Origin of the sequence: Thermomonas sp. (assembly GCF_019104945.1) — a bacterium.
Taxonomy (GTDB): Bacteria; Pseudomonadota; Gammaproteobacteria; order Xanthomonadales; family Xanthomonadaceae; genus Thermomonas.
Window position 1 is genome coordinate 19,524 of record NZ_JAHRWW010000024.1, and the last position, 19,278, is coordinate 38,801.

At 60.3% G+C, this 19,278-nt stretch carries 14 protein-coding genes; 7 read left to right on the forward strand and 7 right to left on the reverse strand.

The features are described 5' to 3' along the window. Positions 1 to 21 precede the first annotated feature (21 nt). From map to dapE, 6 genes are all read left to right on the forward strand, one after another. Complete coding sequence (map, locus tag KUL77_RS06600; protein ID WP_297144767.1) at positions 22 to 798, forward strand: type I methionyl aminopeptidase; 777 nt, start codon at positions 22 to 24, stop codon at positions 796 to 798. Next, positions 795 to 3,404, forward strand: coding sequence for a [protein-PII] uridylyltransferase (gene glnD / locus KUL77_RS06605; RefSeq protein WP_297144770.1), 2,610 nt, complete (start codon positions 795 to 797; stop codon positions 3,402 to 3,404). Before map ends, glnD begins: the two co-directional genes overlap by 4 nt. After that, positions 3,401 to 4,246 (forward strand): 2,3,4,5-tetrahydropyridine-2,6-dicarboxylate N-succinyltransferase, encoded by an 846-nt coding sequence (dapD, locus tag KUL77_RS06610; protein WP_297144772.1) that lies wholly within the window; start codon positions 3,401 to 3,403, stop codon positions 4,244 to 4,246. Before glnD ends, dapD begins: the two co-directional genes overlap by 4 nt. A 215-nt stretch (positions 4,247 to 4,461) precedes the next feature. Then, positions 4,462 to 6,351, forward strand: a complete 1,890-nt coding sequence (locus tag KUL77_RS06615; RefSeq protein WP_297144775.1) for a CocE/NonD family hydrolase — start codon at positions 4,462 to 4,464, stop codon at positions 6,349 to 6,351. Further along, positions 6,351 to 6,710 (forward strand): Spx/MgsR family RNA polymerase-binding regulatory protein, encoded by a 360-nt coding sequence (locus KUL77_RS06620; protein WP_297144777.1) that lies wholly within the window; start codon positions 6,351 to 6,353, stop codon positions 6,708 to 6,710. Before KUL77_RS06615 ends, KUL77_RS06620 begins: the two co-directional genes overlap by 1 nt. Beyond that, positions 6,707 to 7,843: a succinyl-diaminopimelate desuccinylase gene (gene dapE, locus KUL77_RS06625; RefSeq protein ID WP_297144779.1), complete on the forward strand. Its 1,137-nt coding sequence runs from the start codon at positions 6,707 to 6,709 to the stop codon at positions 7,841 to 7,843. Before KUL77_RS06620 ends, dapE begins: the two co-directional genes overlap by 4 nt. Here the strand turns inward: dapE and KUL77_RS06630 are convergent. Next, positions 7,833 to 8,819: a glycosyl hydrolase family 18 protein gene (locus tag KUL77_RS06630; protein ID WP_297144782.1), complete on the reverse strand. Its 987-nt coding sequence runs from the start codon at positions 8,817 to 8,819 to the stop codon at positions 7,833 to 7,835. The genes dapE and KUL77_RS06630 overlap by 11 nt on opposite strands. Before the next feature lie 18 nt (positions 8,820 to 8,837). Beyond that, entirely contained in the window at positions 8,838 to 11,198 is a 2,361-nt protein-coding gene (locus KUL77_RS06635; protein WP_297144784.1) for a penicillin acylase family protein, read from the reverse strand. A 260-nt stretch (positions 11,199 to 11,458) separates the two neighbouring features. Here KUL77_RS06635 and asnB point away from each other — a divergent pair, with 260 nt between their 5' ends. Beyond that, positions 11,459 to 13,156 carry an asparagine synthase B gene (gene asnB / locus KUL77_RS06640; RefSeq protein WP_297144787.1) on the forward strand — a complete coding sequence of 566 codons (1,698 nt, stop codon included), beginning with the start codon at positions 11,459 to 11,461 and terminating at the stop codon, positions 13,154 to 13,156. Between the two features lie 51 nt (positions 13,157 to 13,207). Here asnB and KUL77_RS06645 read toward each other — a convergent pair whose 3' ends face one another. From KUL77_RS06645 to KUL77_RS06665, 5 genes are all read right to left on the reverse strand, one after another. Continuing rightward, complete coding sequence (locus tag KUL77_RS06645) at positions 13,208 to 14,527, reverse strand: diguanylate cyclase (protein ID WP_297144790.1); 1,320 nt, start codon at positions 14,525 to 14,527, stop codon at positions 13,208 to 13,210. A gap of 102 nt (positions 14,528 to 14,629) precedes the next feature. Further along, the gene (locus tag KUL77_RS06650) at positions 14,630 to 15,928 is read right to left on the reverse strand and encodes a diguanylate cyclase (RefSeq protein ID WP_297144793.1); all 1,299 of its coding nucleotides are present in this window, start codon (positions 15,926 to 15,928) and stop codon (positions 14,630 to 14,632) included. Between the two features lie 72 nt (positions 15,929 to 16,000). Continuing rightward, positions 16,001 to 16,720 carry a sulfite exporter TauE/SafE family protein gene (locus KUL77_RS06655; protein WP_297144796.1) on the reverse strand — a complete coding sequence of 240 codons (720 nt, stop codon included), beginning with the start codon at positions 16,718 to 16,720 and terminating at the stop codon, positions 16,001 to 16,003. Beyond that, positions 16,710 to 16,907 (reverse strand): cbb3-type cytochrome oxidase assembly protein CcoS, encoded by a 198-nt coding sequence (gene ccoS / locus KUL77_RS06660; RefSeq protein ID WP_297144798.1) that lies wholly within the window; start codon positions 16,905 to 16,907, stop codon positions 16,710 to 16,712. The genes KUL77_RS06655 and ccoS overlap by 11 nt, the downstream gene beginning before the upstream one ends. After that, positions 16,904 to 19,276, reverse strand: coding sequence for a heavy metal translocating P-type ATPase (locus KUL77_RS06665; protein ID WP_297144801.1), 2,373 nt, complete (start codon positions 19,274 to 19,276; stop codon positions 16,904 to 16,906). Before KUL77_RS06665 ends, ccoS begins: the two co-directional genes overlap by 4 nt. Positions 19,277 to 19,278 lie beyond the last annotated feature (2 nt).

Below are 19,278 nucleotides of genomic sequence, written 5' to 3' on the forward strand. Positions count from 1 at the left end.
AGAATGCGCGATAATCCGCAAATGACTATCAATCTGAAAACCCCGGCTGAAATCGAAAAAATGCGCATCTCTGGCCGTTTGGCCGCCGAGGTGCTGCAAATGATCACGGAACACGTCAAACCCGGCGTGACCACCGAAGAGCTCGATCGCATCTGCTATGACTACATCGTCAACGTGCAGGGCGCGATTCCGGCCAACGTTGGCTACCGCGGCTATCCGAAGACGCTGTGCACCTCCGTCAATAATGTGATCTGCCATGGCATCCCCAGCGAAGCCAAGGTGCTTAAAGACGGCGATATCATGAACATCGACGTGACCGTGATCAAAGACGGTTGGCACGGTGATACCAGCCGCATGTACTACGTTGGCACACCGTCGGTAATGGCTAAACGGCTGGTTGAAGTGACCCGCGAAGCCATGTTCCGTGGTATCCGTGCGGTAAAGCCCGGTGCAACGCTGGGGGATATCGGCCACGCCATTCAAAGCTATGCGGAAGAAAACCGGTTTTCTGTGGTGCGCGAATACTGCGGCCACGGCATTGGCAAGGTCTATCACGATGACCCGCAAGTGCTGCATTACGGCAAGCCGGGCGAAGGTTTGGTGCTCAAAGAAGGCATGACATTCACCATCGAGCCGATGATCAACGAAGGCGCGCGGCATACGCGGTTGCTGCCCGATGGTTGGACGGTGGTCACCAAAGACCGCAAGTTGTCGGCGCAGTGGGAGCACATGATCGTTGTGACCCGTGATGGGGCTGAAATTTTGACCCGCGTGCCGGGTGACGATAACGATCTGTGAGTACGCAGCCGGGAGATGCCGCGCCCGCATGTGACGACGCCGCTTGGGCTGTTGCGGCGCGGCAGGCTCTGGCGGCAACGGATGCCAAATTGGCGCGCCGGTTTGATGCCGGGGCTCCCGCCGACCGCTTAGTTGCGCTGCGTGCGCGTGCGGTAGATGTGCAGGTGCGCGCCGCATGGTGGTGCTGTTTTCCAAATGATGCACCGTTAGCGTTGTTTGCCGTTGGCGGCTATGGGCGCGGCGAACTGTTTCCGCAGTCGGATATTGATCTTCTCGTTTTGGCCGAGCCGCACGAGCAGCATCTCTGGCGCGATCAGCTTGAGCGTTTCGTGGCCATGCTGTGGAATGCAGGGCTTGCCGCCAGCCAAGCTGTGCGTTCCTTGCAGGAGTGCACGGAGGCTGCGGGTGATCTTACTGTGCTCACCGCGCTGATGGAGGCGCGCGCGCTGTGTGCGGGCGAGACAATAGCGCAACAGCTTCAGCAGGCCATCGCAGCAGAGCGCGTGTGGCCTGCGAAGGCCTATTTTGACGCGAAGTGTGAAGAACAGCGGCTGCGGCACGTGCGCTTTGGCGATACGTCGGACAATCTTGAACCGAATTTGAAAGACGGGCCGGGTGGGTTGCGTGATCTGCACACACTGGGTTGGCTCGCGCTGCGTAGCTTTGGCGTGCGCCATCTGGATAAGCTCATTGAACTTGGGCGGATCGGCTGGGACGAGGCTGCGGCATTGGAACGTGAGCGCCGCGCGCTGTGCCGCCTGCGTTTTGGTTTGCATCTGGTTGCAGGGCGCCGCGAAGAGCGGCTGCGCTTTGATTACCAAAAACTTTTGGCCGAGCGCTTAGGCTATTGCGATGATGCAGACGCGCTTGCGGTTGAGCGCATGATGCAGGGCTTTTACCGCAGCGCGGCGCTGGTGCGCAGGATCGGTGATCGGCTGTTGCAGCGGTTTGACGAATACTTTGAAGGCGCTTCAAAACCAGAGCTGATCGATGGGCATTTTGAAAGCCGTGGCGGCTATCTAGCGGCAAGCGCAACGGGTTGGCTGCAGCAAAACCCTGCCCATGTCTTTGCACTTTATGCCGCATGGGCGGCGCACCCGGAGCTGCGCGGGCTGCACTCAGAAACGGCGCGCGAGCTTGCACAAGAGTTGGAGCAAGTGCCCGCCTACGAGCAGGCGAGTGCAGAGTTACGCGATGCATTTTTACAGCTTTTGCGCGGCCCACAGCCGGTACTGACACTTGAGCGTATGGCGCGCGCGGGCGTGCTGGCACGCTGGATTCCGGCGTTTCAAAAAGTCTCCGGGCGCATGCAGTTCGACTTATTCCATGTCTTCACCGTCGATCAGCACACGCTGGCGGTGCTGCGCAATATGGCGAGCTTTTCCAGCACAGATTCAGATGCACGTTTTTCCATTGCGCAGCAAGTGTGGCCATCATTGCGTAAGCCGGAATTATTGCTGCTGGCGGGGTTATTTCACGATATTGGCAAGGGCCGCGGTGGCGATCATTCGCAGTTGGGCGCGGTGGATGCGCGTGCGTTTTGCGAAGCCCATGGGTTGTCTGAAGCCGATACCGCGCTGGTGGAATGGCTGGTGCAGCAGCACTTGCTCATGTCTTCAACCGCACAAAAGCAAGATATTACCGACCCCGACGTGATCCATCGGTTTGCAGAAACCGTTGCCGATCGGCAGCGCTTGGATTACCTCTATCTGCTCACCTGCGCCGATATTGCGGGGACTTCACCGAAGCTCTGGAATAGCTGGAAAGACCGGCTGCTCGCAGACCTGCACACGGCAACGCGTCTTGCATTGCGGCGCGGGCTTGGGCATCCGGTGGCCGCGAATGAGCGCATCGAAGAAAACCGCGAAGCGGCGCGTATTTTGCTGCAAGCGGCGGGTGAGGAAGAGGCCAGCATCACCGCACTATTTGCGCGCATGCCGCAAGAGACCTTCTTGCGCAGCCGTCCGGATCAGATCGCTTGGCAGGCCACAGCGCTGCATACGGCCGACGAAGGCGATGCCGTTGTTGCGGTGCGCGCTATGCCGGGACGCGATGGTCGCGATGGGCTGGATTTACTGGTGCATATGCCCGACCAAGACGGCCTGTTTGCGGCCATAGTCATTGCGCTGGATCGTTTGGGTATGAGCGTGCTGCAGGCGCGTGTGCTGGACGGGCCTAACGGCACAATTTTCGATACTTTCCACGTTCTGCCGGTGGATGCACGACAAGCCCCAGAGCCAACGCATCTGGCGCAGTCGCTGGCGCGCGCCTTGGCGGGTGATGTGGCGCATATGCGGCCGGCCAAGCGGAGCCAGCCGCGCCACATGCGCCACTTTCGCATTCCTCCGCAATTGGACTTTACCGACATTGCGGGCGGTACCCGCATCGGGCTGATTTGCAACGACCGCCCCGGCCTGCTGGCCGACGTGGCACGCGTGCTGCGTGAACAACGGTTGCGTGTGCACGATGCGCGCATCGCCACCTTCGGCGAGCGCGCGGAAGACTTGCTGCTGGTCAGCGACGAACACAACCAACCCCTTACGCCTGAGCAATGCGCCGCGTTGCGCACTGCTTTACTGGCCACTCTTGATGGAGAACAAAAATGACGGATACCAATCTTGATGCGCTGCGCCACACGCTTGAAGACGCGTGGGAGCGCCGCGCCGACCTCACCGCAGACGATATCGCCACGCGTGTGCGCCCGGCAGTGGATCAGGCTATTGCAGGCTTAGAGCAAGGTAGCCTGCGTGTAGCCGAACCGGATGGCAGTGGCGGTTGGCAGGTCAACCAGTGGTTGAAAAAAGCGGTGCTGCTGTATTTTCGCACCCAAGATATGGCCCTGATCGATGCCGCGCCGTCGCCGTACTGGGACAAGGTGCCGTCGCGCTTTGCTGGTTTTGATGAGGCCGCGTTCCGTGCGCAGGGCGTGCGCGTGGTGCCGGGCGCGGTGGCGCGCGCGGGCAGCCATATCGGCCGCGACGTGGTGCTGATGCCCAGCTTCGTCAACATCGGTGCGTATGTTGGCGAGGGCACGATGGTGGATACCTGGGCCACGGTGGGCAGCTGCGCGCAGATCGGTAAGGGCGTACACCTGTCCGGTGGCGTCGGCATCGGCGGCGTGCTGGAGCCGTTGCAGGCTGGCCCCACGATTATTGAAGACCACTGCTTCATCGGTGCGCGTTCGGAAGTGGTGGAAGGCTTCGTGGTGGGCCATCACAGCGTGGTCGGCATGGGCGTGTTCCTCGGCCAGAGCACCCGCATCTACAATCGCGCTACGGGTGAAGTGAGCTACGGCAGCGTGCCGCCATACAGCGTGGTGGTGTCTGGCTCGCTACCGGCCGCCGATGGCAGCCATTCGCTGTATTGCGCAGTGATCGTTAAGCAGGTGGACGAGAAGACCCGCAGCAAAACTTCGGTCAACGAGTTGCTGCGCGGCTTGGCGGATTAAGCCCCACGCCAACAAACTCGCAGAGTCACTGCCGCCCCACGCACTCAATCGACCTTCGGTGGCATGGATGCCGCCGAGGAGCCTACATGGATGTACTTGCGGCGTGTCGAGTGAGTGCGTGGGGCGGCAGTGACTGGTCGGGAGCATGACTTCCGGCAGAAGCCTGTATTCTTTTAGCGTGCACCATACGGGGATACCCTTGGGGATTGGGCGACATGAAAACACCATTGCTGGTCTTGGCGTTAACTGCAGCGCTTGCTGCCACCGCCGCGCATTCTGCGCCGGATTATTCACGCTATAGCGATGACGGTATTCGCGCTGAGCTTGCTGAAATTTCGCAAGTAGATACTGCGCTGCTGATGCCTATGCGCGACGGCATTGGTTTGTCCACCAATATCTGGCGGCCCAAAGGTGCCACAGGCCCGCTACCCACAATTTTGTGGAAGACGCCATATAACGAGCATGTGATCGGCGGTATGACCGCGCGCTTTGCATTAGAAGCGGTGCGCAATGGCTATGCATTTATTGTGCAAAACGAACGCGGTCGCTACTTCAGCCAAGGCAAATATGAAATTTTGGGTTACCCACAAACCGACGGCTACGACACGCTGAGCTGGATCGCCAAACAGCCGTGGTCGAATGGGAAAGTGGGTACGCTGGGGTGTTCCTCGTCCGCAGAATGGCAGCTCGCACTTGCGGCGATGAATCACCCCGCGCATGCGGCGATGGTGCCGATGGCCGCAGGTGCAGGGATCGGTAAAGTAGGGCCGTTCTGGGAACAGGGTAATTTCTACACCGGCGGTGTGCCGCGCACTCTGTTTGGCGTGTGGATGTACGGCGTGGATAACCCCATGCGTGCCGAGTTGCCGCAAAACCTGACCGGGCCGATGCGCGCGCGCGTTGCGCAGTACAACACGTTGGATGCCAAGAAGCCTGCGGTGAATTGGCAGAAACATATTTGGGACCTTCCCTATGCCGATCTGATTTCTTCGCTGGGCGAACCGGCAGGGACGTTTGATGCGTTGATCAAACGCGGCCCCGGCGACCCGGCGTGGAAAACCGGTGGCCTGTATGACGACAGCATGGGCTGGGGCGTTCCGGCGCTTTGGTTCAATAGCTGGTACGACGTTTCTATCGGCCCGAACATGGCGCTGTATAACCACGCGCGCAGCGTAAATTCGGATGCGGAGGCCAGCGCGAACCAATACGCGGTCATCGGCCCGAACCCGCACTGCGCGTTTCAGCGGCTGTCGGAAAACTACAAAGTAGGCGATCGCGATATGGGCGATGCGCGCTTCCCAGTCGATCAACAAATTTTTGCGTTCTTCGACCGTTGGCTGAAAAACCAGCCCAAGGCGTTCCCCGCCAACACACCGCCGGTGCGCTATTTCACCATGGGTGCCAACCGCTGGCAGTCGGACACGCAGTGGCCGCCGAAAGCGGTCAAACAGGTGCGGATGTACCTGCATTCGGATGGTAAGGCCAACTCGCTGTATGGTGACGGCACGCTGAGCTTCGCCGCGCCTACCGGCGGTGAGGTGGAAGACCGCTACCGCTACGACCCCGCCAACCCAGTGCAAACCATCGGTGGCGGCGACTGCTGCAACGGTGGGTTGGTGGTGGCTGGTGCGTTTGATCAGCGCCCGATTGAGGTGCGTAATGACGTCTTGGTGTACACCAGTGAGCCGCTGAAAGAGCCCATGGAAGTCACCGGTTTTGTTAACGCGGTGCTGCATATTTCATCCAGTGCCCCGGACACCGATTTTGCGGTGAAGCTGGTGGACGTGGATACCGACGGCACGGCGTGGATCATCGGTGACACCATGTTGCGTGCGCGTTATCGCGATAGTTACGTCAAGCCAGAGTTGATGGAAGCGGGCAAGGTCTATACGCTGAAACCCACGCCGATGACCACCTCGATCCAGTTCGGCAAAGGCCACCGTATTCGGGTGGAAATCACCAGTTCAAACTTCCCTAAATTTGCGCGCAATCTCAATACTGGCGGCGCAAATGAAACCGAAAAAGTGGGCCGAATCGCTGACAACGCCGTGCACCATTCGCCCGATGCAGCGAGCTATATCGAACTACCAGTAGTGAAACGCTAATGACCACGCTGTACGGATTAAAAAATTGCGATACCTGTAAAAAAGCGCAGAACTGGTTGAAGCGCTTCGGCGTGGAATACCGCTTTGTGGATTATCGCGACGAGCGCCAAACGCCGGAAACACTACTGGCCTGGAAGGATGCGGCGGGTGGCTGGGAGAGCTTGATCAACAAATCCTCAACGACGTGGCGGCAGTTGCCGCCCAACCGCAAAACACCGGGCAGCGATGCCGAATGGAAACTACTTCTAAAAGAATATCCGCAGTTGATCCGCCGCCCGGTGGTGGTACTTGATGATGGCCGCGTGTCGCAAGGGTTTAGCGATAATGGGTTCAAAAAATTATTTGGAGTGGGCGCGTGAGTGAGGTGGTTCAGTTGACCTGCGCGCTGATTGCGCGGCCGTCGATCACGCCGGACGATGCTGGCTGCCAAGCAATGATCGCGCAGCGCTTGCAGGCGGCGGGCTTTGCCATCGAACACCTACGCTTTGGCGATGTGGACAATCTTTGGGCCACCCATGGCGAGGGCGACGGCCCGGTGCTGGTGCTGCTGGGGCATACCGACGTGGTGCCACCGGGGCCGCGTGAGGCGTGGGCGTCTGATCCATTTGTGCCCGAAGTACGCGATGGTGTGCTGTACGGGCGCGGCGCGGCGGATATGAAGTCCGGCGTGGCCGCGTTTGTGGTGGCGCTGGAGCAGTTCGTCACCGCGCATCCGCAGCACCCGGGCAAGGTCGCCCTGCTGCTGACCTCGGATGAAGAAGGCGATGCGCTCGACGGCGTGCGTAAGGTGGCCGATGCGTTTCGCGTGCGCGGTGAGCGCATCGATTGGTGCATCACCGGCGAGCCTTCGTCGAAAGAAGTTTTAGGCGATCTGCTGCGGGTGGGACGGCGCGGCAGCCTGTCGGCTACGCTCACTGTGCACGGCGTGCAGGGGCATGTGGCTTATCCGGAAAAAGCGCGCAACCCGATCCATCAGGCGGCACCAGCATTGGCGGCCCTGACCGCGCGGCAGTGGGATGCAGGCTATGAAAGCTTCCCGCCCACCAGTCTGCAAATCTCCAATATCCATGCCGGCACCGGCGCGAATAATGTGATCCCGGGCGAGCTGCAGGTGTTGTTCAACCTGCGCTACAACCCGCACTGGACGGCAGAAAAATTGGAAGCCGAATGCGAGGCGATCCTGCGCGCACACGGGCTGGACTACGCCATCCATTGGCATCGCAGCGGCGAGCCGTTCTACACCCCAGAAGGCCCACTGCGTAGCGCGGCGCGCGCGGTGTTGGCAGAATTTTCCGGCAACGCACCGGAAGAGAGTACTGGCGGTGGCACCTCGGATGCGCGCTTCATTGCTCCATTGGGCGCGCACTGCATCGAGATCGGCCCGGTCAACGCCAGCATCCACAAAGTAGATGAAAACGTGCGCGTGGCCGATCTGGAGCGCCTGCCGATGCTGTATCTGCAGTTGATGGAACGGTTGTTGGCTACTGCGTAGCCTGCTTCCCACGCAGCTTCAGCATCGCATCCCACGTAGCATCGCTGCGCCAGCCGGGGGCGGGAAGCTGAAGATCCCAGAGGGCAACGCCCGCACCGAGCTTGTGCGCTTCTTCGATATGAGAGGCCGCATCAGTTTCTTTGCCCGCATCCCCCCAGCGGTCGGCCCATGTGGGCTGGCCAAGAATAATTTGATCCACACGATAACCGTGCTTTTGCCCCCAGCCTAGCTGCCAGCTGTATTTGAACAGGGCAGCGCCCTTGGCGCAGATGCTGCCGCCTTCGGGAGTGAAGGTGGTGGTGCTGGCTTCGTAGAGGTCTTGGTAGCCCATGCTGTGGATGCTATCGACGTGTTCTTTCCAGTCTTCCCACCACGCCATATTGGGCGCGTTGTAGCAGGGGCTGTGGAACGAGTCGATGGTGAGCAGTTTGCCGCTTGGGCGTAGCTTGGCCGACAGTGTGCGAACGAAATCTGCAAACGCGGCGCGGTCGGCGCTGAAATCGCCGTTGCCTTCAAAATCAAGGTCGATGCCGTCGAGCTGGTGGCGCTGCATTTCTTGCACCATGGCATCGGCAAATGCATCACGGTTGTCGCGAAACGCGCGCAGCGCCAGCGGCCAATCCCATACCAGTGTGGTTTCAGAATTGTTGTACACGGTGAGCAGCACCTTGATGCCGCGCGCATGCGCCCAGTCACGCACGCGGGCGATCGCGTCGGGTGATAGCGCGCTTCCGTCTTTACCCGCCGGTGCGAGCACAAGGCTGCGGCCGTCGGCGCTGGGGTTCCAAAATTGCAGGCCAATGCGGGTTAATGCTTGGCCAATTTTTGGGTTGGCGTTAAGGGCTTCCATGCTGGCCTCCACACCGTAGGCAGGCACCCAGCCCATCACTTGAGGGGCGTGCGGGGTGTCGCTGGCCACTGCACTACAGGCAAGGCTGGCGATAAACAGGGATGCCGCTAAGAGGGAAATTCGCATATCAATCCTTGAAAAAAGTTACGGTTGAGAAGGGGTCAACTGCAAGCGATAGCGCGTTGGGCCGGGTAGGAAGGGGGAAGGCTTACCTTCGACCCAATCCTGATGCCCCGCACCCCAGAACGGCGAGAGTGGGTGCCCGCTTTGTCCGCCGGGCATGTGCATGATGCCTTCGGCTTCGTGCCCGGGCGACACCACCATGCGCTCCGATGCACCAAATGCGGGGCCCACGACGCGCGGCATATTGCCATCGCCTGCCAGTTGTTGCGGCGGCATACAGAGCCAGCGTTTGGCGAAAGAAATGGCCCCTGCCAGTGGGTGGCAAATGGCGGCGGTATTGCGTTCGCCCCATGTGCGCTCGTGTAAGGGACCAAGCGGCGCCAGTGTGGTACGCACGTCGTTGGCCGCGTCTTCAAACAGCGCGCTCCAGCTGGCGAATTTGCGCGGTAGTAGGTGTTCTGGACGTTGGGTGACAAGTGGCCATACCACGCCTTCAAGCTGTGGTAGATCGGGCATCAAGAAGTCCTTGCCAAGTGCTGCGCGTGCCGGTGCGGTGAGGCCATCGGCAATACGCTTGTGCACCGCCAATCGCCATTCGCGCACCAAGCGATAACTCACCGAATCCACTGCGGCGCGGCCTTCCCAATGTGCCGCTGCTTTCGCCAGTGCCTGTAGCGCGGGCGTGGCGTCGGCTTTGGCGCGTTCTTGCAATAGCTGCTGCCAAGGGGTGAGCAGCAAGGCGCGATCGTCTAGCTGGATAGACAAGAGACTGCGCTCGTTAAATTGCTGTTTGTCTTGCAGATCGTCGCGAATCTGCGCTTGCCGTGTGCCCAGCGTATAGCCGCCATCCCCCACTTTGGCGAGCGCGGCACCACTTAGCACACGGGCGTTGGCCGTCCAAAGGCGAGGGTAAGCGGGTGATCCTAAAACGGGGTTGTCACGGCCCGACAGCGACCAAGGCGGGCAGCTCGCTTGCGGCCGGTCTTCTACACTCGTAGAGAGCGTGCAGGTGCTTGCACGCTGCGGCACTGGTCCCAACAAGCGCCAAGCAATACGCCCCTTGTCATCGGCAATGAGCAAGTTCTGCGTGGGCATGCCCACGGTTTGCGCAAATTTCAGCGCTTCCTCTAGGCTGCCCGCTGCGGCCAGGTGGCTCAGCCCTAAATTGATGGCATCGGGTAAGTGCGCGGCCCAGCGCAGGGTGAGCACGCGGCCATCGGGCAGGCGGTGCAATACGGGGCCCCAGTCGGTTTCTTCCACCGGCATTTTCACCACGTTTCCGTGTGCAACGTAGAGGCGCTTGGTATAGGTGGAAACGGGCGAGCAGTCTTCAGTGTCTGCAACACCGCACGGGGTTTCCAGCTTCCAATCCATGGTGTCGATATAGCTATTGGTGAAGCCCCAAGCGATATGGCCATTGCTGCCCGCAATAACCAAAGGCAGACCGGGGAGGGTGACGCCCTGCACATCCACCTTGCCGTTGGGAGCTTTTGGGTCGGCGTAGCGCAGACGCGCGCGGAACCAGATATTGGGCGCACGTAGGGTGAGGTGCATATCGTCGGCCACGATCGCGCGGCCGTCGCGGGTGAGGCTTCCATCAACGGCAAAATTATTGCTGCCCGGTGTGCCTTTGGCCTCTGGCGCGGCTTGGCCTTGGTTGTCGCCTGGGAGGCTGCGCAGATTCACTTGCTCGGCCGTGGGCAGCGCTGCATCACCATAGGGTGCGCCTTCTAGCGGCGCGTCCCAGCGCGTGCCGCTATGAGTGAGAAGGGCGAACAGCGCGGGTGGAATGTGGGGCTTGATCTTCCATAGCGCAAGCTCACTCTTGTCTTCTCCGCCCTGTAGATCGAAATACATGGCGAAGGCAGCTAGCGGAGTGTCCTCGGCGCGCCACGGGCTGGGGTGGGTGCGCAGTAATAGGTATTGCCAAGGGGTGATGCTCAGACTGTTTAGGCCCGCATTGACGCCTTCCACATAAGCGTCAAGCTGGGCACGTTTGTCGCCGGTGATCAGCCGCAGGTGCTGGCGCACGCGGTCACGCAGACGGTGTACGCGGCGTTGTTTATCAACCTCCAGCGCCTTGGGGCCCACGAGCGCAGCCAGCCCACCACCCGCGCTACGGCGCATCAGGTCCATTTCGAAAAAACGCTCCTGCGCGTGCACATAGCCCAGTGCGCGCAGGGCGTCGGATTCATTGGCCGCGTCGATGGTAACGGTGCCGTTGGCGTCGCGCTGCAGTGTCACCGGCGCGCTAAGGCCGCCCAAGGTCAGCTGCCCATCCAGCTGCGGCAGACTGCCGCGCAGCAGCAACCACGTACCTGCAACAAGTGCTGCAAGCACGATCAATAGGGCGATCACGCCCCGTAATACCCATTTGCCCATCGTTCCCCCTGATGCGATTTTGCGGCTTATGCAAAATCATGACTTGCAAGATGGCAGGGAGTTGGTGCAGGATCAACCCATGCGCACCACTTCCGTCAATTTCAATAATCGCAACCGCAATAATAATCGCGGCACGAATTCTCGTGCGCGGCTGCGGGCCCGCGTATAGGCGAAAGCGAAAGAGAACTGAAAAATCCCAAGGCCCGCATCGAAAGATGCGGGCTTTTTCGTTTGCCCACTCACTCCCAAGGAACCCTAGCATGTGCTCCATCTTCGGAATTTTTGACCTGCAATCGGTGGAAGAAAGCCAACAGTTGCGCTGCGAGGCGCTGGAACGCTCCGGGCGGCAACGCCACCGTGGGCCCGATTGGAGTGGCGTGTACCTAGACGCAGGTGCGATCCTTGTCCACGAACGCTTGGCCATCGTCGATCCAGCCGGAGGCTCGCAGCCGCTGCTCTCGGAAGACGGTGCACTGGCATTGGCAGTGAATGGTGAAATCTATAACCACCGCATATTGAAGCGAGAGCTGCAGCAACCGTATGTGTTTCAAACGGAATCCGACTGCGAGGTGATCAATGCACTGTACCGCGAAGATGCGCCAGCCAGTTTTCTCAACCGTTTGAACGGCATCTTTGCGTTCGCACTGTGGGACAAGGCCAAAGGCCGCGCCATCATTGCCCGCGATCCTATTGGCGTGGTGCCGCTGTATTGGGGGCATGACGCGCAAGGGCGCTTGCGCGTAGCGTCGGAGATGAAGGCGCTGGCCGACGACTGCGCCGATGTGGCGCAGTTTCCGCCGGGACATTGGTACGACAGCGCAACCGGCGAGCTGACCCAGTATTACCAAAGGCCGTGGCGCGACTATGACGCAGTGCAAGGAGTGGAGGTAGATCTAACCGAATTGCGCGAAGCATTCGAAGCGGCGGTGCACCGCCAACTGATGACCGACGTGCCTTACGGTGTATTGCTCTCCGGTGGTCTAGATTCTTCGCTGGTGGCGGCGGTAGCGGCGCGCTACGCGCGGCATCGAATTGAAGACGGCGACAAAAGCGAGGCGTGGTGGCCGCGCCTGCACAGCTTCGCCATTGGCCTGAAAGGCTCACCGGATTTGGCGGCGGCCAAAGTCGCGGCGGAGATGCTGGGCACTGTGCACCATGGGTTTGAATACACGTTTGAAGAAGGTCTCGATGCTCTTCCGGAGGTGATTCGTCATATCGAAACCTATGACGTCACCACTATTCGCGCATCCACCCCGATGTTCCTGCTGGCGCGACGGATCAAGGCGATGGGGGTGAAGATGGTGCTCTCGGGTGAAGGTAGCGACGAAGTATTTGGTGGCTATTTGTACTTCCATAAAGCCCCCAACGCACGCGAGTTCCATGAAGAGCTGGTGCGCAAGATCGACGCGCTTTACAACTATGACTGTCTGCGCGCCAACAAGTCGATGATGGCCTGGGGCGTGGAGCCGCGCGTGCCGTTCCTCGACCGTGAGTTTTTGGATGTGGCACTGCGTATGGATGCGAAATTCAAAATGGTGCAAGCATCTAGTAGCGGAATGCAGCGCATGGAGAAAGGGATTTTGCGTGCCGCGTTTGAAGGCTATTTGCCGCAGGAAATTTTGTGGCGGCAAAAAGAACAGTTCAGCGATGGCGTGGGCTATGGTTGGATCGATGGCTTAAAAGCGCATGCCAGTGCACAGGTCTCTGACCGCGAACTGGCCGCCGCCGCGATGCGGTTTCCGGTGAACCCGCCGCAAACTAAGGAAGCGTATTTCTATCGCACGATTTTTGAACGCTTCTACCCCAGCGCTGCAGCGGCCGATACCGTGCCGGGGGGTAAGTCGATTGCGTGTTCATCACCCGCAGCGATTGCTTGGGACGCCAGTTTTGCCAGCATGGCCGACCCGTCTGGACGCGCCGTTGCGGGTGTGCACGCGCAGGCGGTGGCGGCCGTCTAAAACGGTGAAGTCGTGGCAGAATCTGGTGGGCTGCTACCGGGTTCTGCCAATTCAGGCGGCGGCAATTTTGCTGGCAGCGAGCCCGCGCACCTGATTGCGCCCGCCTGCTTTGGCCAAATAAAGGTGGCGGTCGGCTTCACCCAAGAGCTTATGTAGGTTGGGAAATAGCGGCGAGCGCATGCACGCACCGATGCTGACCGTGATCTTCAGCGGGCGACCGTCGATATCGATCTCGAGTGCTTCTACCGCTTTGCGCAGCGCTTCTAAGTGCGCAAATGCCGCGTGCGGATCGAGCCCGCGCAGCAGCATGCAAAACTCTTCACCACCGAAGCGCCCGCTGTAGTCACCGCTGCGTGTGTATTGGTGCAACGTTTGCGCCATAGCGCGCAGCGCTTGGTCACCGGCTTCGTGGCCATAGCTATCGTTGACGTGTTTGAAGTGGTCAATATCCAGCATCGCTACCGTGATTTCTTCGTTCGTTTGCTTGGCCAGCGCGCGTTCGCTTTGCTCAAGGAAATTGCGGCGGTTAGGCAGGCCAGTGAGGAAGTCGCGGGTGGCGAGGTCTTGCAACGTGCCGATCAGTTCAAGCTGATCGACGTTTTGCGAAACACGGCAGAAGAACTCTTCGCGGGAAAAGGGCTTGTGCAGAAAATCGTTGGCACCGCCTTTCAAGAAGCGCGGAATCAGCGAAGGGTCTTTACTTCCAGAAACACCGATCACCGCCATACGATCACGCGCACGCAGCTGACGCAGGCGGCGGGTCAGTTCGATGCCGTCCATCATCGGCATTTCTTGATCGACGATGCACAGGCGGATGCTGGAGTCGGCTTCCACCAAGCGTAGCGCCGAGGCACCATCGGCAACGTGTTTCACTTGAAAGCCTTGGTTTTCAAGCAGTGACGCGATAAATGAGCGCGCTGAAAGTGAGTCATCTACCACCAGTGCGGTGATGCGGCGGTTGCGTTCTAGCCGTTGTACCAGCCAGACCAAGTAGTCAATGCTGTCGGGCGTGCTTTTTAGTACATAGTCAATAATTTGCTGCTGTAGCGCGCGTTTGCGCAGCTCTTCGTCATACACGCCGCTGACCACGATGGTGGGCAGCCCACGCGTGGTGAAGAAGTCGAGGATGGTGTCGCGGTCACCGTCGGCCAGCACCATGCCAGTGAGCACAAGGAACCAGTCGTCTTGTGCTTCCAGAAGTTGTTTGGCTTCGGCCAAGGTAGAGGCCACGCTCACCGGCAGCTCCACGCGTTGCTCGATCGAGGCACGGAGCATGCTGGTATAGGCGCGTGAATTTTCCACCAGCAAGACCCGCTGCGGCAGCGCGGTGCCGAGTAGGTTTGAAGGTGCCGTGGCGGTGCCAAACTGCATTCGGTACTCCCCTACCAACGCAGATAGATCAACGCTCGATTATGACCGTTATGAAAGCATTTAGCAGTATGTCATCGTGAACCGCGTCACAGTTCTTGCGGGTTAGATGCCCTGCAGCTGGTTGCGGCCGCCAGCTTTGGCAAGATACAGGTGGCGGTCGGCTTCTGAGAGCAGTTTGTGCAAGTCGGGATGCTCTGCCGAACGACAACACGCGCCGATGCTCACAGTGAACTGCAGCGGCTTTCCATCGGCTTCCATGTGCAGCGCTTCCACGGCTTGGCGTAGGCCATCCAAGTGTTGGTGTGCCTGTGCTGGGCTTAGCCCAATAAGCGCCATGCCAAACTCTTCACCGCCCAAGCGGCCGCTGATATCGCCGCTGCGGGTGTGGTTTTGTAGCACCTCGGCCATCATGCGGAGTGCGCGGTCGCCAGAGGCGTGGCCGAATTGGTCATTGATGCGCTTGAAATGATCGACGTCGATCATGGCGATGGTGACGGGCTGGTCAGCGTCGCCTTGCATCAAGGCTTCGGTGCGTTCGATAAAACTTCTGCGGTTGGGCAGGTCGGTGAGGTAGTCGCGCGCGGCTAAGTCTTGCAACGAGCCGATCAATTCGAGCTGCTCGATGTTTTGCGACACGCGGCAGAAAAATTCTTCGCGCGAAAAAGGTTTGCGCACGTAATCGTTTGCGCCACTTTTCAAAAAACGTGGGGCGAAGGTGGCATTGGTACGGCCTGAAAAACCGATGATGGCCATGCGGTCACGCGTACGCAGTTGGCGCAGGCGGCGGGTGAGTTCAACGCCATCCATATTCGGCATTTCTTGGTCGATGATGGCAAGGCGGATATTGGGGTCCCCTTCAACCGCTGCAATCGCTTCGTCACCATTTTCTACGTGCGCTACGCGGTAGCCTTGCCCGCGCAGAAGCGCAGCGATATACGAGCGCGCCGAGAGGGAGTCATCTACCACAAGCGCGGAGATATGGCGGTTACGCTCCAGCCGTTTCACCAACCAGATTAAATAATCGAGGCTATCGGGTGCATTCTTGAGCACATAGTCGATCACTTCTTTCTGCAGCAAGTGTTGACGCAGGTCTTCGTCATAGACACCGCTGACGATAATCGCCGGCAGATTGCGGCGCGAAAATGTGTGCAGAATTTCGCTGCGCGAAGCGTCGGCGACAACAAGGCCGGTGAGCGCCATAAACCAATCACTATGCTGCTCAAGTAGGGCATTGGCTTCGGCCAGCGTATGCGCAACGCTGACTTTTAAGTCGGTGCGCTGTTCAATCGCCTCGTGCAGCATCGCGGTATAGGTGCGGGAATTTTCCAGCAGCAATATCCGGTTGCCCGGCGGGGTTTGCGCCGAGTACTGGCCAAAAATCGAATCGGTAATAATGGTCATAACGCGCAAACCGTGACGGCTAACGCATTGTAAACATGAAGTGCGTCAAGTTTCCCGTGCCTAATGTTTGAGCTAGTGCAGGCTACGGCAGCCTAAATTGGTCAATATGGTGTGCGCAATCGGCATTTGCATCAGCCACGGCGCGGCGAGCGTTAAAACGCCAGATAAGATCACCAATATGCCTGCGGTAATGCGAAATGAACCGCGCTGTAATCTTTGCCCAATACGCTGCCCGGCCCACGTCAGCGAGACCATCACCGGCAGCGTGCCCAGCCCGAAGGCGGCCATAGTGAGCGCGCCGTGCACGGGGCTGGCGGAGAGCCACGCGGCGGCGAGCATCGTAGAAGAAAGGCCGCAGGGCATCCAGCCCCAGACCATGCCGAGCAGAAACCGGCGCGGCCCTGTGTTGGCTGGGAGTAGGCGACGCTGCAGGGGTTGCAGCAGCCGCCAGAAGCGGTTGGCCGGGCCGCCAAAAAAGCGCGGTAGGCGGTTTTTCCCATCCAGCATGCGCAGGCCAGCAAGGATCAACACGATGCCTACCGCGGCGCGCATGGCGGTGCCTAGCCATGGTGTTTTGGCGAGGCCAAGCAGGGTGCCGCCAAGCCCTCCAACAATCGCGCCGGCCACCATATAACCTGCTACGCGGCCGAAGTTGGGCTGCATCGCTGCCCACCAGCCGCGCGAGCCCACCGAGAAGCTGGTGGCGATCCCGCCGCACATCGCTACGCAGTGCGCGCCGCCTAAAATGCCCGTGAGCAGTGCGGCGCCCAGCACGAGGCTATCAATCGGCATCGGGTTTTTCCGTGGGCGTGGCCGCGGTGTTGTGCTGTTTGGGGGCGGGGTCGTCGTCGCGCAGTACATCGAGCGCGGGCGTATCCAAATCTTCAAACTGGCCGTGGCGCACCGCCCAAACGAAGATCAATGCGGCCGCACCAATCATGATCAAACTGATCGGGATAAGAAACAGCAAGATAGTCATGGCGTAGGAACTCGGGTGAGGCGCAGCGCGTTGGCGGTGACGAGTAGGGAAGACAGCGCCATTCCCAGCGCGGCGATCCAAGGGGTAACAAGACCCGCAGCGGCCAGCGGTAGTGCAAGGAGGTTATAGCCAATCGCCCAGCCGAGGTTTTCATGGATGATGCGGCGGGTGCGTCGCGCGATGGCGATGGCAACGGGGACGTTGACCAGCGAACGCCCCGAGAGCACGAAGTCTGCGGAACGCTGCGCGAGTGCGGCACCGTCGCCGATAGCCAGTGAGACATCGGCACCGGCGAGTACGGGGGCGTCGTTCAAGCCGTCACCCACCATCGCCACCAATTTTCCTTCGACTTGCAGGCGCTGCGCCAGTGCGAGCTTATCGGCAGGCGACTGGCGTGCGTGCGCATTGGCGATATTCAAACTGTGGGCGAAGCGCGTGACGGCTGCAGATGCATCACCGCTGGCGAGATGCAGCGTCAAGCCTTGCTGCTGCAGTAATTGCGTGGCCTTGCTGGCCCCTTGGCGCTCTTGTTCGGAAAAGTGAAAGCGCGCGCGCTGGCCGTGTTCACCACCAAGCCAGATCGCACCGTCGTCGGTGGTGGCGATGGCAAAAGGCGCGGTGCCAATGCGCCAGCGTTCACCGTCGATAACGCCTTCAACGCCTTGGCCCGCCACGGCGCGCACGTTGCCGGCATCGCGTGGTGTATCGACATGCGCAAAGGCAATCGCGAGGGGGTGGCTGCTATCGCGTTCCAGCGCGGCGGCGATATGCAGCGCTTGTTCTGACGTGAGCCCTGCGCAGGCGTCGATGGATTGCAGGCTGGGCTTACCGTCGCTGAGCGTGCCGGTTTTATCGAACACGAGATCGCTCGCTTGCGCAAGGCGGTCGAGTGCGTCGGGTTGCACCGCCAGCACGCCAATTTTCGCCAGTGCGCCGTGTGCTGCGGCCAGCGCAGCGGGAACCGCAAGCGACAACGCGCAAGGACAGCTGATCACCAGCAGCGAAAGCACGATCTCAAACGCACGCGAAGGGTCGTGCACACGCCACCATGCGTATACGCCCGTTGCGGCAAGCAGCAGGCCCGCTACAAACCAGCCGGCGATGCGTTCGGTGCCTTGCGCCAGCGCGGGGCGGTGCGCTTGCGCGGTTTCCACCAGACGCACCAATTCGGCAAGGCGGGTGCCGCTGCCCACGCGAGTAACGTGGATGCGCGCGGCGTGTTCGCGGCAGGCGGTGCCAGCATAGACGGCATCCCCGTGACGTTTTGCAACCGCAGCGCTTTCACCGGTGAGCAGTGATTCTTCGAAGTAGGCGTCATCATCAAGCAGTACGCCATCGGCGGGAACGGGCTCACCCACGGCCACGCGCACGATGTCATCCACATTGAGGGCATCGATAGGCACCGATTCACGCCCACCGTCGGCTAATTCACGCGTGGCGAAGGCAGGTTTGGCGCGTGCTAAAGCATCGACTTGCGCGCTGGCAATGCCGCGCGCGCGCTGTTCTAACTGGCGTGCGACTAAGAGCAAAAAGATGAACATCACGGCGGCGTCGTACCAAACATGCACGCCACCGCGAATGGTCTCAATCGTGCTCACTGCCCAAGCGAGCAGGGTAGAGCCTGCAATGAGAACGTCCATCCCCAAGCGGCGGCCGCGCAGTTCATTCCACGCGCCTAGCAGAAAGGGCCAACCTGCCCAGAACACCACCGGCGTGGACACCATAAACGTGATCCAGCGGAAAAAGTCGCGGGTGGGCAGTGGCATTTCGCCACGCGTGTCGAGGTACAACGCTTCGGCAAACATCATCGCTTGCATCGCGCCAATACCGGCAAGGCCGATGCGGATCAGGTCGCGGTTGCGTTCGCGTCGCCGCGCGGCTTCGCGCGCTTCGCCGGTGGCAAGGTAGGGCCGATAGCCCAGCGCAGCCAAGCGTGCGAGTAATTTGGAAAGCGGTGTTTGGGCAGGATTCCACGCAATCCGAATGCGCCCGGTAATGGCATTGGCGGTGGAATCCAGCACGCCGGTTTCGCTGGCCAGTGCGCGGTCGATCAGCCACGCGCAGGCGGCGCAGCGCATGCCGTCCGTGAGTACGGTGATCTCGCGGCCGCCTTCTACATCGCGCGTGTGGCTGGCGAGTAGGTCTTCACGATCCCATGTCGCAAGCGAGGGCGCGTCAGTATCCACACGCGCAGCAGGTGCACTACGCAGGCGGTAATAGTCTTGCAGGTGCGCCTCGGTAATCCAGCGCGAGGCGGCGGCGCAGCCGTCGCAGCAAAACCCGTAAAGCGTGCCGTCCAGCGTGGCAGTAACGGCGTTGGGGGGCAGCGCTTCGCCGCAGTGGTGGCAGCTCCCTGCCGAGGTGTTCACGG